This window comes from Actinomycetota bacterium, assembly GCA_030774015.1.
In the GTDB taxonomy this organism is placed as follows: Bacteria; Actinomycetota; UBA4738; order UBA4738; family JACQTL01; genus JALYLZ01.
Map to the genome: position 1 here is coordinate 1 of JALYLZ010000046.1, position 15,494 is coordinate 15,494.

Below are 15,494 nucleotides of genomic sequence, written 5' to 3' on the forward strand. Positions count from 1 at the left end.
GGGTGGACGCCCGCGCGAAGGGCTCCCCGGTCCCCCGCCCGACGGCTCAGGAAGGCGAACCTCCCGCCCACGCTCCGGGCCAGGCTCGCGGCCGCGGCGACCGCCCCCGCGCTCTCCGCCAGGCGCGGCCCGACCAGCACGAGCCCGTCCCGCCCCACCTCCTCCAGCGTCGCCCGGATCCGCTCGATGACGGGCGACGCCCCCACCCTGCCACTGTCCGCTCCCCCGGTTCCCCCGGTTCCCCCGGTTCCACCGGTTCCGGCCAGGGCATGCAGGACCGCGGCCTCGCCGCCGGGCGGCACCAGCACGTGCTCCGCCACGTCGAACAGCCGGGTCCGCCGAGGGTGGATGACGTACACGAGGGCCCGGCTGCGGGCCGCCTTGCGGATGCGCAGGTGCAGGATGGGAAGCTCCTGTTCCACGTCCAGGCCGACCACGAGGATGACCCTGGCCGCCTCCACGTCGCGATACGTGACGGGCATGCCGGCCGCGGCGTACGCCTCGACCCGCTCGGGAACGTCGCCGGAGCGGTACCGCCGGTGGTCCAGGTCGTTCGTGTGGAAGGCGGTTCGGGCCAGCTTCGACAGCGCGTACGCGTCTTCGTCCGCAAGCCGGCCGCCGGTGATGAACGCCACCCGGCCGCCCCGGGACCAGGACGCGATGGCCTGGAACACCTCCGAGAACGACACCGGCTCCAGCCCGGGGGCCCGCAGCAACGGCGTGGCCAGCCGGTCCTCGGCGTCCGGGAACTGGAAGGCGAACCGGCCCTTGTCGCAGGTCCACGCGTCGTTCACCTCGTCGTTGTCGCGGGCCAGGTGCCGGACGACCTTTCCTCCCCGGAGGTCCGCCCGGATGTTGCATCCGGACGCACAGTGCATGCAGACCGAATCGACGGTCTTGAGGTCGAACGGCCGGGCCACGAACCGGTACGGCACAGCGGTGAGGGCGCCCACGGGACAGATCTGGATGGTGTTGCCCGAGAACGGCGACCGGAAGTCCTCGCCGGGCGCGATCGACACTCGCTCCGCGGCGCCCCGGTCGAAAAGCTCGATGAACCGGTCGCCCGAGATCTGGTCGCAGAACCGGGTGCACCGGGCGCACAGCACGCACCGCTCGCGGTCCAGCGCGACCAGCGGCGAGAGGGAGATCGGCTTCTCGTACACCCGCTTGGCCTCGACGTAGCGGCTTTCGCCGGGGCCGAAGGCCAGCGCCTGGTCCTGGAGCGGGCACTCCCCTCCCCGGTCGCAGATCGGACAGTCCAGGGGGTGGTTCAGCAGCAGGAACTCCAGGGTCCCGACCTGGGCCTTCCGGGCCTGGTCGCTGGTGTTCTGGGTCCGCACGATCATGCCGGGCGCGACCGGCGTGGTGCACGCGGTCATGAGCTTGCGCTGCCCCTCGACCTCGACGTAGCACTGGCGGCACGACCCCGCCGGGTCCAGGTACGGGTGGTCGCAGAACCGCGGGATCTCGATGCCGACCTGCTCCGCCGCCCGGATCAGCAGCGTCCCCTTGGGGACGGTGACCTCCTTCCCGTCGATGGCCATGGTGACCAGGTCGGCGCCGGTCATCTGCCGAACCTCACTCCAGCACCTCCGCCAGGCCGGGGCCCCCTCCGGTGACGGCCGGCTCGCCCTCCGGCGGGATCTCGGCTCCGGCCCCCCGGGGGGTGACGGCGGACACTTCCGGTCGGTCCTGGAACGGGCACCGTCCGAGCCGCACGTGCTCCTCGTACTCGTCGCGGAAGTACTTCAGCGAGGACTGGATGGGAGAGACCGCGCCGTCGGCCAGCGCGCAGAACGCCTTGAACAGGATGTTGTCGCCGACGTCGGACAGCAGCGGGATGTCCTCCATCCGCCCCAGCCCCTCCTCCAGACGGGTCAGGACCTTGGTCAGCCACCACGTCCCCTCCCGGCAGGGCGTGCACTTGCCGCAGGACTCGTGGGCGTAGAACTCGGTCATCCGGCGCGTCGCGTCGACGACGCAGTCCCGGTCGTCCATCACGATCATGGCCGCCGTCCCCAGCAGCGAGCCCGCCGCCTGGACGGACTCGAAATCCATCGCGGTGTCCAGGTGGTCGGCGGTCAGCAACGGCGTCGACGACCCGCCCGGCGTCCACGCCTTCACCGGGCGCCCGTCCAGCACGCCGCCGGCGTACTCCTCGATCAGCTCGCGGGCCGTGGTCCCCATCGGCGCCTCGTAGTTCCCCGGCCGGTTCACCTTCCCGGAGACGGAGAACATCTTGGGGCCGGTCGACTTCTCGGTCCCCATGGAGGCGAACCACGTGGCGCCCCGCTCGACGATGTGGGGGACGTTGCAGAGCGTCTCGACGTTGTTGATGGCGGTCGGCGAGTGGTACAGCCCGGCCACGACGGGGAAGGGCGGCCGCAGGCGGGGCTGCCCGCGCCGGCCCTCCAGCGAATCGAGCAGCGCGGTCTCCTCCCCGCAGATGTACGCGCCGGCGCCCCGGTGGATGACGACGTCGAGGGGGTAGTCCGCGCCCGCCACGCTCGGCCCCACGTATCCGCGGTCGTACGCCTCGGCCAGCGCGCGCTCCAGGACCATGCCCGCGTGCAGGAACTCGCCGCGCGTGTAGATGAAGGCGCGGTGGCAGCGGATCGCGTACGCTGCGATGATCGCGCCCTCGATGAGCTGGTGCGGGTCGCGCTCCACCAGCTCACGGTTGTTGAAGGTGCCGGGCTCCGACTCGTCGAAGTTCACCACCAGGTAGGTGGGCTTGCCGGTGTCCTGCGGCACGAAGCTCCACTTCTGGCCTGTGGGAAACCCCGCCCCGCCCCGCCCGCGCAGCCCGGAGGCCTTGACCTCCTCGATGACCTCTTCCGGGTCCATCGCCAGGGCCTTGCGAAGTGCCTGGTACCCGCCGGAGGCCTCGTACGCGTCGATCCACACGGGGTTGTCCCGGCCCCACCGCGCCGTGAGCACCGGATCGAACTCAGCCACCGGCCGCATCCTCGGTCCGCGGTGCCGTCCCGTCGGCCGGTGCGCCGCCGATCCCGTTCGGCCGTGCGGCGCCGCCGACCCCGTTCGGCCGGGCGGCGCCACCGATCCCGGCCAGGACCCGGCAGGTTTCCTTCAGGTCCGGTGGCCTGGGCCCGAACGTGGAGGGCGGTGGGTCCTCGCGGCGGAGCCCCTCGATCAGCTGGGCCAGCCCCTCCTCGGACATCCGCGCGTAGTTCAGGAAGTTGACCTGCACCACCGGGGCCTGCTCGCAGGCCCCCAGGCACTCTTCCTCGTGCAGCGTGAGCAGCCCGTCGTCGGTCACGCCCTCGCTTCCGGGCCCCAGGATCTCGTGGGCCCGCTGGTACAGCCGCTTCCCGCCGACCAGCCCGCAGGACAGGTTCGTGCAGACCGACAGGATGTACTTCCCGGCCGGACGGTTCCGGATCATCGTGTAGAAGGTGGCCACCGCCTCCACGTCGGCCGTGGTGAGGTCGAGGATCTCCGCGACCTCCCGGAGCCCCTCGCGGGAGGCGTAGCCCTCCACCGACTGCACCAGATACAGCAGCGGGAGCATGGCCGAGCGGCTGTCCGGGTAGCGGGCCTTGATCTCCTCGGCGCGTTCGCGAAGCTCCGGCGACAGCAGGCTCATGAGCTCACCGGTCCACACCGCCCATGACGGGATCGACGGACGCGGTGCACGCGACCACGTCCGCGATCAACCCGCCCTCCACCATCAGCGGCATCGATTGCAGGTTCACGAACGAGGGGTCGCGCACCCGCACCCGGTACGGACGCGTACCTCCGTCGGAGACGACGTAGTAGCCGAGCTCGCCGCGGGGCGACTCCACGGCCTGGTACGTCTCGCCGGGCGGGACCCGGATGCCCTGGGTCACCAGCTTGAAGTGGTTGATCAGGGCTTCCATGGACTCGTCCATGATGTGGCGGACGTAGTCCTCGGAGTTCCCGATGCCGTCGGGCCCGACACGCAGGTCGCCCGGGAAACGGATCTTGGGGTCCTCGATCTTCACCGGCCCGTCGGGAAGCCGTTCCAGGCTCTGCTCCACGATCCGGAGCGACTGCTTCATCTCCTCCATCCGCACCAGGTACCGCGCGTAGCAGTCGCCCTCGGGGACCACGGGAACGTCGAAGTCGTAGTCCTCGTAGCCGCCGTAGGGGTTCTTGGTCCGGACGTCGTAGTCGACGCCGGAGGCCCGGATGATGGGGCCGGTCGCCCCCAGCGCCACGGCGTCCTCCGGCGACAGGTACCCCACGCCGCGGGTCCGCTCCAGCCAGATCGGGTTCGCCGACAGCAGGTCCTCGTACTCGTGGATCCGGCCTGGCATGTCCCGCAGGAACTCGCGGACCCGGTCGGTGGCGCCCTCCGGGAGGTCCATGACCAGCCCGCCGATGCGCATGTAGGCGTGGTTCATCCGCAGGCCGGAAGCCATCTCGAAGATGTCCAGGATGCGTTCGCGCTCGCGGAACCCGTACAGCATCACCGAGATCGCGCCCAGCTCGAGGGCCGTGGTGGCCAGCCACACCAGGTGGGAGGCGATCCGGTTCAGCTCGCACAGCATCACCCGGATGACCCGGGCTCGCTCCGGGACCTCGATCCCCAGGAGCCGCTCCACCGCCAGGCAGTACGCCAACTCGTTGAAGAACGGCGACAGGTAGTCCATGCGGGTCACGAACGCGACCCCTTGCTGCCAGCTCCGCCACTCGCAGTTCTTCTCGATGCCGGTGTGGAGGTAGCCGACCACCGGGCGGGCCGACACCACGATCTCGCCGTCGAGCTCCAGGATCAGCCGGAGCACCCCGTGCGTCGAGGGGTGCTGGGGCCCCATGTTGATGATCATGGTCTCCTCGCGGAGGTCCCCCCGGTACGGCTGCGCGGGCATGGTGCCTGCCGTCTCCATGGGGATGGGCGGCGTGCGCTTCGCCATCAACCGTTCCGCTCGTCCACCGACGGGATGAACGCGCCCCGGTACTGCGTCCCGACCCCACCCAGGGAGTAGTCCTTGCGCAGGGGATGGCCGTCCCAGTCGTCCGGCATGATGATCCGGCGGAGGTCCGGGTGGCCCTCGAAGACCACGCCGTAGAAGTCGAACACCTCGCGTTCCAGCCAGTTCGCGGTGGGGAACACGGGAGTGGCCGACGGGGCCACCGCGTCATCCTCGGCCAGCCCGACCTTCAACCGGACCCGGTGACGGTGCTCCAGCGACAGGAGGTGGTAGGCCAGCCAGAACCGCGGCAGCCTCCCCGGCCAGTCCGTGGCGGTGATGTCGGACAGGAAGCCGAACGACAGGTCCGGGTCTTCCTTCAGGTACGTCAGCGCAGCCAGGAGCTCTTCCCGTCCCAGCGGCACGGCCACCTCGTCCCGCGCCACCATCGTGTCGGGGAATCGCTGGCGGAGCCGCTCGGCGAGCTCGGTCGTCTCCATCCCCACTCCTGCCTACTTCAGGTGCCCCTCGGTCCGAACCTTCTGGTGCAGCGAGAGGATGCCGTACATCAGCATCTCGGGCCGGGGCGGGCAGCCGGGCACGTAGATGCCCACCGGGACGATGGTGTCCACGCCCTGCACCACCGCGTAGTTGGTGAACATGCCGCCTGCCGACGCGCACACGCCCATCGAGATCACCCACTTCGGCTCCGGCATCTGGTCGTAGACCTGCCGGAGCACCGGCGCCATCTTCTGGGACAGCCGCCCGGCCACGATCATGAGGTCGGACTGGCGAGGCGAGGCCCGGAAGATCTCCATCCCCCACCGGGCCAGGTCGTAGTTCCCGGCTCCTGCGGCCATCATCTCGATCGCGCAACAGGCCAGGCCGAACGTGACCGGCCACATCGACTGCTTGCGGGCCCAGTTCACGGCCGTCTCCAGCGTGGTCAGCAGGATGCCCCGCCGGACGTCCTCCTCCACGTCGGCGTCCGACTCCTTCCCGGTGTGCACGCCGGCGATCCGCTCAACGGGCACGGGCCACCTCGGAGGGTGGGGGCTCGACCCGGGCCCCCGGCTCGACACGCGACCCCGGCCGCCGGACAGGCCGGGAGGGGGCGCCCCAGTCCAGGCCACCCTTCTTCCAGACGTACACGTACGCCACGAACACCAGGGCCACGAACACCACCATCTCCACCAGCCCGAAGAGGCCCAGGCGGCGGAACGAGACCGCCCAGGGGAACAGGAAGATGGTCTCGATGTCGAACACGATGAACAGCATGGCCACGAGGTAGAACTTAACCGGGAACCGCTGGTCCGGGGGCATCCGCTCGGCCACGATGCCGGACTCGTACGGAGAGAGCTTCGCCGGGGTCGGCCGCTTCGGACGCAGCATTGCGGACGCCATCAACGAGGCGATGGCGAACCCCGCCGCCAACCCCGCCAGGAGGACGATCGGCAGGTAGTCGCTCAGCACCGGGCTCGGTCCCTCATGCCGTCGGGGAGAGGCGTTCCATCGCGTACATCAGCTTGTCCTGCACGTCGCCTCGCGGGCCGTCCGACAGGTTGGCGAGCATGCGCATCGCGAAGCGCATCAGCCATTCGCGGTGAAGCCCGTGCTCCGTGGCGAAGCGCATGATCTTGGGATTCCCGATGAGCTTCACGAACGTGTTCCCCATGAAGTAGTACTTCCCGTACTGCCGGTGCACGAGGGTCGGGTAGACGTGCGCGAGCCCGGGCCGGTCCTTGGCCAGCGACTCGTACACCAGCTCGGCGGCGAGCTTGCCGGTCTCCATGGCGTAGGAGATTCCCTCTCCGTTGAACGGGTTCACGATCCCGCCGGCGTCGCCGATGACGAGCATCCCGGGCATGGCCAGGGGACGGCGATTGAACCCCATGGGCAGCGGCCCGGACTTCATGGGCCCGGTGGCGTTCTCCTCGGTGAGGCCCCAATCCTCGGGCAGCATCTTGATGAAGATGTCGAAGATCCGGCGGGCGGAGATGTCCTTGAACCCCTGGAATGTGTTCAAGAGCCCGGCCCCCACGTTCACCACCTCGTCCGAGACCGGAAAGATCCAGCCGTACCCCGGCATGATTGCGTCGCCCTCCCACAGGTCGAGCCACGCCTCGAGCATCGGGATCATCGGCCGGGTCATCCGGTAGTAGCGGCGCGCGGCGATCCCGAGGGGCCTGGAGGGGTCGCGCCGGACGCCCACCTGGCCCCCGAACCTCGAGGAGGCCCCGTCCGCCGCCAGCACGAACCGCGCCCGCACTTCCGTGAGCGGAGCATCCGTCTGCTTCCGCTCCCGCGTCCCGGCACCGCCCGCCGCGGCGTCGGCACCGGCGCGGTCCGTGCCGCCGCCAGCAGCCGCGCCATTGCGTTCCGTTGCAGCTGCAGCATCTTGCTTTTGCAACGTCTTGCTCTTCCGGCGCTTTGCAACTGCGGGGGGAGGCGCTTGCAACCGGCGAACCATTGCGCCCGTCACCCACCCCCGGTCCATCACCGGCGAGACGGCCTCCGAGCGCTCCCACAGCGTCGCCCCCGCCTCGACCGCCCGGCGGGCCAGGAGCTCGTCGTAGTCGAGCCGGGTCCGCACCAGCCCGTATCCGGGCCAGGCGGAGAGCACGGGCCACGGAAGGTCCAGGCCCCCGCGCCGGCCGTAGACGCGGAGCCCGTCGACCCGGACGAAGCCGGGAGCGGAGGTGTCGATCCCCATGTCGAGCAGCGCCGCCACGGCGCGTGGCGTCAACCCGTCGCCGCAGACCTTCTCTCGGGGGAACGCGGCCTTCTCCACGAGCCCGACGTTGACCCCGTGGCGAGCGAGGTGGTACGCGGCGCTCGACCCTCCCGGCCCGGAGCCGACGACGAGGACGTCGAACTCAGCGGTCGCGGCAGGCACGCAATCTCTTCCCGCTGCCGCTTGTGAAGAGTTTCACAATCTCCAATCTAAGCCGCCCACGGAAACCCCGCAAACGAGACGCACGGCTCTCGCCGCCTACCCTCGCGCGTGATCCCACCACGCCACACGGCCCGGTACGACCCGGAGGAAGCACAGCTCCGGGATGGCCTCCGTGAACCGGCGGAAGCCGCCGCCCGACAGCAACAGGCGATACTTGTCGTGCCACCGCGAGATGGGACGGCGGAGGTCGGGATGGGAAGGCTCCAGCAACTCGGCCTTGCCATGGAGCTCGACCCCGGCGAGCTCGGCCCAGGTCTGGCCGGCGTCGAGCAGCAGCGCCACTCTCGGGTCCGAGCGCACGTTCTCGACCGTTCGGCTCGATCCGCGGACCGACACGTACACGGCCTCCGGCTCCCACACGAACCACAAGGGGACCACGTGCGGGGCCCCGTCGCGACCGACGGTGGCGACCCGGATCACCGGCATCTGGGCGAAGACCTGGCGCGCTTCGCGTTCGTCCACGGGTGGTCGACCATCCTAGCCGCCTCACGAGGTGACCCTCCCGACCCGCGCGGACGGCGGCCTGCCCGTCTACACTCATCAGCTGCCCGGATGGGCGCATCCGATCGACGATGAATCGCTTCCAGAAGCTCGCCATCGCTGCCCTGGCCTCGACCTATGCGCTCATCGGCGTGGGTGGGCTGGTTCGCGCGTCCGGTTCGGGTGCCGGATGCGGCAGCTCGTGGCCGTTCTGCAACGGAGTCCCCGGCGGCCCCTTCTCCTACCACGCGCTCATCGAGCAGAGCCACCGCCTGTTCGCGTTGATCTCCGTCGTCCTGGTGGGCTGGCTCGCCGTGGTGGCATGGCGCCGGTACCGGCGAGACCCCCGATTGTTCCGAGGCTCGATGCTGGCCGCGGTGCTGGTGGTGGCGCAGGCGGCCCTCGGTGCCGTGGTGGTGAAGGGCGACCTCAAGGCCTCGCTGGTCACGGCGCACTTCGCCACGGCGATGCTCCTGGCCGGCACGCTGGTGTACGTCGTGGCCAGCTCGTTCTGCAACGTCCGCATCGAGGAACGGGGGACGGCTCGGGTGGGGCACGAGCCCGGGTTCGCCCATCTGGCCGTGGCCACGGCCGCAGCGACGTTCCTCCTGCTGATCGTGGGGGCGTACGTCCGGGGCCAGGGCGCGGGGCTGGCCTTCCCCGACTGGCCGCTCATGGACGGCAAGCTGGTGCCGCAGCTGGGCGGGGTTGCCACCACGATGTTCCTCCACCGGGTCCTGGCCGCCCTGGTGGGCGTGCTGGTCGTGTACGTGGTCCTGCGGGCGTGGACCATGCCCCGCCGGTTCTTCGACCTGACGTTCTTCTCGACCCTCACGGTCGTGCTGTTCCTAGCCCAGGTGCTGCTGGGCGCGGCGCTGGTGTGGACGAAACTCAGCGCGCCGGCCAAGGTCGCGCACGTGGTGGTGTCCAGCCTGATCTGGGGGGCGCTGGTGGCCCTGGCCACCACCAGCCGCCGCCTGGTCGGGACGAAGCGGGCCGCAGCCGAGGTGAACGGACAGCGGGCCGGCGAGCCCGTCGGCACCCGCCGCTCGCTGGGCCAGACCACCCGCGCGTACTTCCAGCTGACCAAACCACGCATCGTGGTGCTGCTGCTCATCACCACCGTGCCGACCATGGTGCTGGCGGCGGGCGGCTTCCCCTCGGCATGGCTCATCGCGGCGACGCTGTTCGGCGGCACGCTGGCGGCCGGCGGCGCGAACGCGATGAACCAGTTCTTCGACCGCGACATCGACCAGCTCATGCGCCGGACCCGGTCCCGCCCCCTCCCCAGCCACCGCATCGAGCCCAACCGGGCCCTCGGCTTCGGGTACGCGCTGGGAGCGATCGCGTTCGTGTTCCTGGGCATGACCGTGAACGTGCTGGCGGCGGCGCTCGCCCTGTCCGCGCTCCTGTTCTACGTGGTCGTGTACACGCTGCTGCTGAAGCGGACCACGCCGCAGAACATCGTGATCGGGGGAGCGGCCGGCGCGGTTCCGGTCCTGGTGGGGTGGGCCGCGGTCAGGGGAAGCCTGGGCCTGCCCCCCCTGATCCTGTTCGCCATCGTGTTCATGTGGACACCGCCGCACTTCTGGGCACTGTCCATGCGCTACCAGACGGACTATGCGGCGGCGGGAGTGCCCATGCTGCCGGTGGTGCGGGGCGAACGGGCCACCACCCGGAGCATCCTCCTGTACACGATCGTGCTGGTCGGGGTGACCCTGGTGCTGTATCCGGTGGCCCGGATGGGGGCGATCTACCTGGTGGCCGCGCTGGCACTGGGGGGCGTGTTCCTGTACCGGGCCGTGGAGCTGTGGCGGAACACCTCGCCCAAGCTGGCCTTCGGGCTGTTCAAGTACTCGATCACGTACCTGGCCCTGCTGTTCGCCGCGGTGGCGGCGGATCGTCTCATCGCGATCCCAACGTAGTCCCTGTCGCTGCCAGGCGATCGATGTCGGCCTCGATCCGGCGCTGCCGCATCTCGTCGTGGCGGAACCAGGCCGCCGCCACCAGCAGCGCGGCGATCAGGGTCGAGAGGTCCCCGGCGATCCACATGAATGCGGCCGCCGCGCTCTGGTCCGATACCGCGGCCGCCCCGCCCCACGGGGGCGGAAGGGCCAGGTAGTGCGGGTACGGGCTCGCGGACAGCAGCGCCACCGCCAGGAACGCCTCCAGCGGCATCGCCGCCACCAGGTACAGCAGCCGGGCCGGATGCGACATCCGGTGGGGCGCCGGGTCCAGCCCCACCACCGGCCACCAGAACAGCAGTGCGGTGCCGAGGTACAGGGCGTGCTCGAGCTCGTGGACGGGGTCCGACCGCAGGGCCAGGTTGTAGAGCGACGTGAGGTGGGTGACGTACTGCACCACCGTGAACAGGGCCATGGCCACGATGGGGTGCGACAGCACCCGGACCGGCGCGCTGTGCAGCGTGGGAAGGATCCAGCGCTTCCTGGTGGAAGGCCGGGCCGCCCGCAGGGCCAAGGTGATCGGCGCCCCCAGCGCGAACAGCGGGGCGGCCACGAACATCAGCAGGATGTGCTGGACCATGTGGTCGGAGAAGCTCACGTTCGCGTACGTGTCCACCGGAGAGGCCACCGCCACCAGCGTCGCCGCCAGCCCCCCGTAGAAGGCGACCACCCGGCCCGAGGGGAACCGGGGCCCCGAGGACAGCCTCCGGAGCCCCATGCCATACAGGACCCCCGCCACCGCGACGAGCACCAGCGGCAAGGGGGAGAAGCTCCACCCGGTCAGCAGGCGGACCGGCGAGAACGCGGGCGGGATGCCTCCGGCGTGGGCGATCATGCCTGCCCCATGCTGCCACGAAGGCCGGCGGTTCGCCGGACGCGCTCCGGCGGGGCGCCTCGTCGTCTTGGCGCGCCCCGGCCAGGCGCCTCGTTGCCTTGGCGCGCGCGCTCCGGCGGGCGCCTCGGATAGAATGCCGCCGTTCGGCCCACCTGGGGCACACGAACCGTCTCGAGGAGTCCCCGAAACTGGTGAGGAACCAACGCGGGCGGCAAACGACGCGACGAGCCCTTCGCCTCGTGGCCCTGGCGGCCGATGCGGCCATCCTGCTGTCCGCGTGCGCGCCGCCAGCCATCACCAAGCAGGGCGACCAGACCCACAGCCTCTACAACATCGTCCTGGTCCTCGCGACCGTGGTGTTCGTGGGTGTGGAGATCGCCATCGTCTACAACGCGCTTCGGTACCGGCGGCGCAAGGGCGACGACACGATGCCGCCCCAGATCCACGGGAACCGCAACGTCGAGATCCTGTGGACGGCCATCCCGAGCGTCATCGTGATGGCCCTGTTCGTGATGTCGATGAAGGTCATGGTCGACGTCAACCACCAGCCCGCCAACCCCGCCCTGACCGTGGACATCACCGGGTTCCAGTGGCAGTGGAAGTTCGACTACTACCACCCGAGCAGCACCGACGAGCTTCAGCGGGGCGCCCCCTACGGGGTGAGCATCGCCGCGGAGGGCCAGCTCCAGCCCCCCACCCTGGTCCTCCCGGTGGGCGAGGTGATCCACTTCAACGAGATCTCCCCGGACGTGATCCACTCGTTCTACGTGCCGGCCTGGCTGTTCAAGCGGGACGTCGTTCCCGGGCGCACCAACACCTTCGACGTCACCATCGACGCGAACCGCATCGGCACGTACCACGGGCAGTGCGCGGAGCTGTGCGGTGACTTCCACAATGAGATGACGTTCACCGTCCAGACCATGACGTCGTCGGACTTCCAGAGCTGGCTGACGAACGAGGCCGCCAAGCAGGCCAAGCAGGGGACGTGCTCGCCCGCCGGCACCAGCCTCGAGGTGACCGCCAAGAACACCGCGTTCGACACGAAGTGCCTGGCTGCCCCCGCCAACCAGGCGTTCACCATCAAGTTCGACAACCAGGATGTGGGCGTTCCACACAACGTGGCCATCTACACGAAAGATCCGACGCAGGGCGGCACGCTCCTGGGGGGAGCCACCAGCACCACCGACACCATCACGGGGCCGGCCACCACGACCTACCAGGTGAAGGCCCTCCAGGCGGGTACCTACCTCTTCCGGTGCGACGTGCATCCGGCCGCGATGTTCGGCACCTTCGTGGTGAAATAGGGTTTGGAGATGGCGGTCACCGAGGTCACGCGCGAGGGCTACCAGCCCGCAGGGGCCCCCAGGCGTAGCGGGGTGGTCAGCTGGCTGACCACCACCGACCACAAGCGCATCGGCATCCTCTACATCGGCACCGCGTTCTTCTTCTTCCTGGTCGGCGGCCTGCTGGCCGAGATGATCCGGACCCAGTTGTGGTCACCGGACAACACGCTGTTCAACTTCCACCGCTACAACCAGCTGTTCACCGTCCACGCCATCACGATGATCTTCCTGTTCGTGATGCCGATCACGGTCGGCTTCGCGAACTTCATCGTCCCGCTCCAGATCGGGGCGGCCGACATGGCCTTCCCACGGGTGAACGCGTTCTCGTACTGGCTGTTCCCGCTGGGCGGGCTGATGATCTACGGGGGCTTCCTGTCGCCGCAGGGCGCGGCCTCCACGGGCTGGACGCTGTACGAGCCGCTGACCGGGGTCCAGAGCGTGGGTTCCGCGCCGGGCTTCGGAACCGACCTGATGGTGATGGGCCTGCTGATCCTGGGGCTCTCCTCGCTCCTCGGGGCCATCAACTTCCTGGTCACGATCTTCAAGCTGCGGGCGCCGGGCATGACCATGTTCCGGCTGCCCATCTTCGTGTGGACGTTCCTGACCACGTCGATGCTGCTGCTGCTGTCGATGCCCGCGTTCACCGCCGCCCTGTCCGCGGCCTTCATCGACCGGAACTTCGGCGGGCACTTCTTCGACCCGGCGGCCGGCGGGAACGCCATCCTGTGGCAGCACCTATTCTGGTTCTTCGGGCACCCCGAGGTCTACATCCTGATCCTGCCCTCGATGGGGATCGTGTCCGAGGTCCTGCCGGTGTTCTCCCGCAAGCCCCTGTTCGGCTACCGGGCCTTCGTGTACGCGACCCTCGCCATCGGGTTGCTCGGGTTCGGGGTGTGGGCACACCACATGTTCACCACGGGGGCCGTGTACGCGCCGTTCTTCGCCTTCCTGACGGGCGCCATCGCCGTGCCGACGGGGGTGAAGTTCTTCAACTGGATCGCCACCATGTGGCGCGGGCGGGTCCAGCTCACCACGGCCATGCTGTTCGCCATCGGGTTCCTGATGCTGTTCCTGATCGGCGGCATCGACGGCGTGTTCGTGGCGTCGCCCCCCATCGACTACCACCTCCAGGACACGTACTGGATCGTCTCGCACCTGCACTACGTGCTGTTCGGCGGCAGCGTGTTCGGGATCTTCGCCGGGTTCTACTTCTGGTGGCCCAAGATCACCGGACGGTACCTCAACGAGACCCTCGGGAAGATCCACTGGGCGCTCATGTTCGTGGGGGCGAACCTGGCCTTCTTCCCCATGCACCTGGCCGGACTGAACGGCATGCCCCGGCGCATCGCGCAGTACCGCGAGGTGGCCGCGCTCGTTCCCGGCATCCTCACGGACAACCGGATCTCCACCATCGGCGCGTACATGCTGGGTGTGGGGATGCTGGTCTTCATCGCGAACGCGTTCCTGAGCTTCCGCCGTCCGAAGGACGCGCCCGCGGACGCCTGGGAGGGGAACTCCCTGGAGTGGGCCACGACGTCCCCGCCGCCGGCGTGGAACTTCGACGCGCTCCCGCCGATCCGCTCGGAGCGGCCCGTGTGGGACGCCCGGCACGGTCCCATGCCCCAGCACGCCACCTCGGTATCGGAGGTGCTGCCGGTGGGCGGACCGAAGGCGCCGGAGACGCAGGAGGAGGTCCTGGAACGGGGGGACCTGGCGCACGGCGGGGAGGCCCCGCCGCAACACGCTCCGGCCCACGACGAAGCCCCACCGAACCCCACGCTCGAGGGTGAGCCGCCCAAGGAGGACTCGTGACGGGATTTGGGGATAGATGAGCGCCCACGAGGGCCCCACCTCGGCCGCGGCGGTCCGGCGCCGGGCGGACCCCATGCCGCCGTCGCTCCTCGGGGTGATCCTGTTCGTGGCCTCCGAGTGCATCTTCTTCGCCGCGCTGTTCGGGGCGTACTTCACGGTCCGGGCCCAGGCGCCGCAGTGGCCACCGCCGGGGATCAAGGGCCTCGAGCTTCCCCTGCCGTCCGTCTCCACGACCATGCTGGTGCTGTCCTCGGTGACCATGCAGTTCGCGGTGTGGGCCATCCGGCGGGGCGACCGGGCCACCATGCTGCGCTTCCTGAAGCTCACCCTGCTGCTGGGCGGGATCTTCCTGGGGGGCCAGCTGTACGACTACTCGCGACTGGGCTTCTCGGTCCGGGACACCGTGTTCGGGACCACGTTCTTCACCATGACGGGCTTCCACGGCGCCCACGTGGCCGGCGGGCTGGTGTTCATCTACCTGATCCTGGCGCGGGGATGGTCCGGGCAGATCACCAGGGAGAACCACACTGCGCTGGAGGCCTGCGCGATCTACTGGCACTTCGTCGACATCGTGTGGCTGGGGCTGTTCTCGACGCTGTACCTGCTGAAATGAGGGTCGGGACGTGAGATCGGCCGGTCGCATCTTCATGGTCCTGGCGGGCCTGGCCTTCGCGGCAGGGGTCACCTACGGGCTGGTGGCCAAGGAGCTCGCCGGCGCCGTCATGCTGGGGGTGTTCTCGGTGGCGCTGATGTACATCGCCACGACCCTCGACCACGCCGGGCCGTACGACCGGGCCGAGATGGAGCAGGACGCGGAACCTGAGCTCGGGCCGGAGCACATGCTCCCGGGAAGCTGGTGGCCCCTGGTGATGGCCCTCGGCGCCTGCGTGGCGGTGGTGGGGATGAAGTTCAGCGCCGTCGTGCTGGCGCTGGGGCTGGTCATCTTCCTGACGGCGGCGGTGGGCTGGTTCGTGCAGGCCGGCCGGTACGCCGCCGACAAGGCCCGCCACGCCCAGGACCACTAGCGCCTTCTCTGCCCTGGCCCCGGCTCCCCGGGAAGCCGTTGCGACAAATTCGGCATAGGGGGTATCCACTTAGCTCCAGTAGGATCAACATGTTGTGGTGGTCACCGACGGGTCTCACCCGCGAGCCGGGGCGGACTACCCGGGCTCTTGGCGGCAGTTCCTCGCTTGGTTCCCCGACGAG

At 69.7% G+C, this 15,494-nt stretch carries 14 protein-coding genes and 1 pseudogene; 5 read left to right on the plus strand and 10 right to left on the minus strand.

Translation table 11 applies throughout. The annotated features are described in order from the left end of the window. From nuoG to M3Q23_04795, 9 genes and pseudogenes are all read right to left on the minus strand, one after another. Nucleotides 1-1,568 (minus strand): NADH-quinone oxidoreductase subunit NuoG (gene nuoG / locus M3Q23_04755; GenBank protein ID MDP9341423.1); only part of this gene is annotated, 1,568 nt, incomplete at its 3' end. A 10-nt stretch (nt 1,569-1,578) separates the two neighbouring features. Further along, nucleotides 1,579-2,907: an NADH-quinone oxidoreductase subunit NuoF gene (gene nuoF / locus M3Q23_04760; protein MDP9341424.1), complete on the minus strand. Its 1,329-nt coding sequence runs from the start codon at nt 2,905-2,907 to the stop codon at nt 1,579-1,581. Between the two features lie 43 nt (nt 2,908-2,950). Then, on the minus strand, nt 2,951-3,607 hold the full coding sequence (gene nuoE, locus M3Q23_04765; GenBank protein MDP9341425.1) for an NADH-quinone oxidoreductase subunit NuoE: 657 nt from the start codon (nt 3,605-3,607) through the stop codon (nt 2,951-2,953). Between the two features lie 4 nt (nt 3,608-3,611). Next, nucleotides 3,612-4,874, minus strand: a complete 1,263-nt coding sequence (gene nuoD, locus M3Q23_04770; protein MDP9341426.1) for an NADH dehydrogenase (quinone) subunit D — start codon at nt 4,872-4,874, stop codon at nt 3,612-3,614. Nucleotides 4,875-4,900: 26 nt separating this feature from the next. Then, a complete protein-coding gene (locus M3Q23_04775) occupies nt 4,901-5,398 on the minus strand; it encodes an NADH-quinone oxidoreductase subunit C (protein MDP9341427.1) in 498 nt (165 codons plus the stop codon). A 12-nt stretch (nt 5,399-5,410) separates the two neighbouring features. Next, a complete protein-coding gene (locus tag M3Q23_04780) occupies nt 5,411-5,878 on the minus strand; it encodes an NADH-quinone oxidoreductase subunit B (GenBank protein MDP9341428.1) in 468 nt (155 codons plus the stop codon). Between the two features lie 139 nt (nt 5,879-6,017). Beyond that, nucleotides 6,018-6,368 (minus strand): annotated as a pseudogene (ndhC, locus tag M3Q23_04785) (NADH-quinone oxidoreductase subunit A). A 16-nt stretch (nt 6,369-6,384) separates the two neighbouring features. Further along, nucleotides 6,385-7,794, minus strand: coding sequence for an FAD-dependent oxidoreductase (locus tag M3Q23_04790; protein MDP9341429.1), 1,410 nt, complete (start codon nt 7,792-7,794; stop codon nt 6,385-6,387). A 96-nt stretch (nt 7,795-7,890) separates the two neighbouring features. Next, on the minus strand, nt 7,891-8,316 hold the full coding sequence (locus M3Q23_04795) for a pyridoxamine 5'-phosphate oxidase family protein (protein MDP9341430.1): 426 nt from the start codon (nt 8,314-8,316) through the stop codon (nt 7,891-7,893). Nucleotides 8,317-8,426: 110 nt separating this feature from the next. Here M3Q23_04795 and M3Q23_04800 point away from each other — a divergent pair, with 110 nt between their 5' ends. Next, complete coding sequence (locus M3Q23_04800) at nt 8,427-10,259, plus strand: heme o synthase (GenBank protein MDP9341431.1); 1,833 nt, start codon at nt 8,427-8,429, stop codon at nt 10,257-10,259. Here the strand turns inward: M3Q23_04800 and M3Q23_04805 are convergent. Beyond that, a complete protein-coding gene (locus tag M3Q23_04805) occupies nt 10,240-11,133 on the minus strand; it encodes a cytochrome c oxidase assembly protein (protein ID MDP9341432.1) in 894 nt (297 codons plus the stop codon). The genes M3Q23_04800 and M3Q23_04805 overlap by 20 nt on opposite strands. A 239-nt stretch (nt 11,134-11,372) precedes the next feature. Here M3Q23_04805 and coxB point away from each other — a divergent pair, with 239 nt between their 5' ends. The 4 genes from coxB to M3Q23_04825 are packed head-to-tail and all read left to right on the plus strand — an operon-like array spanning nt 11,373 to nt 15,313. Further along, the gene (gene coxB, locus M3Q23_04810) at nt 11,373-12,437 is read left to right on the plus strand and encodes a cytochrome c oxidase subunit II (protein MDP9341433.1); all 1,065 of its coding nucleotides are present in this window, start codon (nt 11,373-11,375) and stop codon (nt 12,435-12,437) included. A gap of 9 nt (nt 12,438-12,446) precedes the next feature. After that, nucleotides 12,447-14,288 carry a cytochrome c oxidase subunit I gene (gene ctaD / locus M3Q23_04815; GenBank protein MDP9341434.1) on the plus strand — a complete coding sequence of 614 codons (1,842 nt, stop codon included), beginning with the start codon at nt 12,447-12,449 and terminating at the stop codon, nt 14,286-14,288. Nucleotides 14,289-14,304: 16 nt separating this feature from the next. Then, nucleotides 14,305-14,901, plus strand: a complete 597-nt coding sequence (locus tag M3Q23_04820; GenBank protein MDP9341435.1) for a heme-copper oxidase subunit III — start codon at nt 14,305-14,307, stop codon at nt 14,899-14,901. Between the two features lie 10 nt (nt 14,902-14,911). Beyond that, nucleotides 14,912-15,313 carry a cytochrome c oxidase subunit 4 gene (locus M3Q23_04825; GenBank protein MDP9341436.1) on the plus strand — a complete coding sequence of 134 codons (402 nt, stop codon included), beginning with the start codon at nt 14,912-14,914 and terminating at the stop codon, nt 15,311-15,313. Nucleotides 15,314-15,494 lie beyond the last annotated feature (181 nt).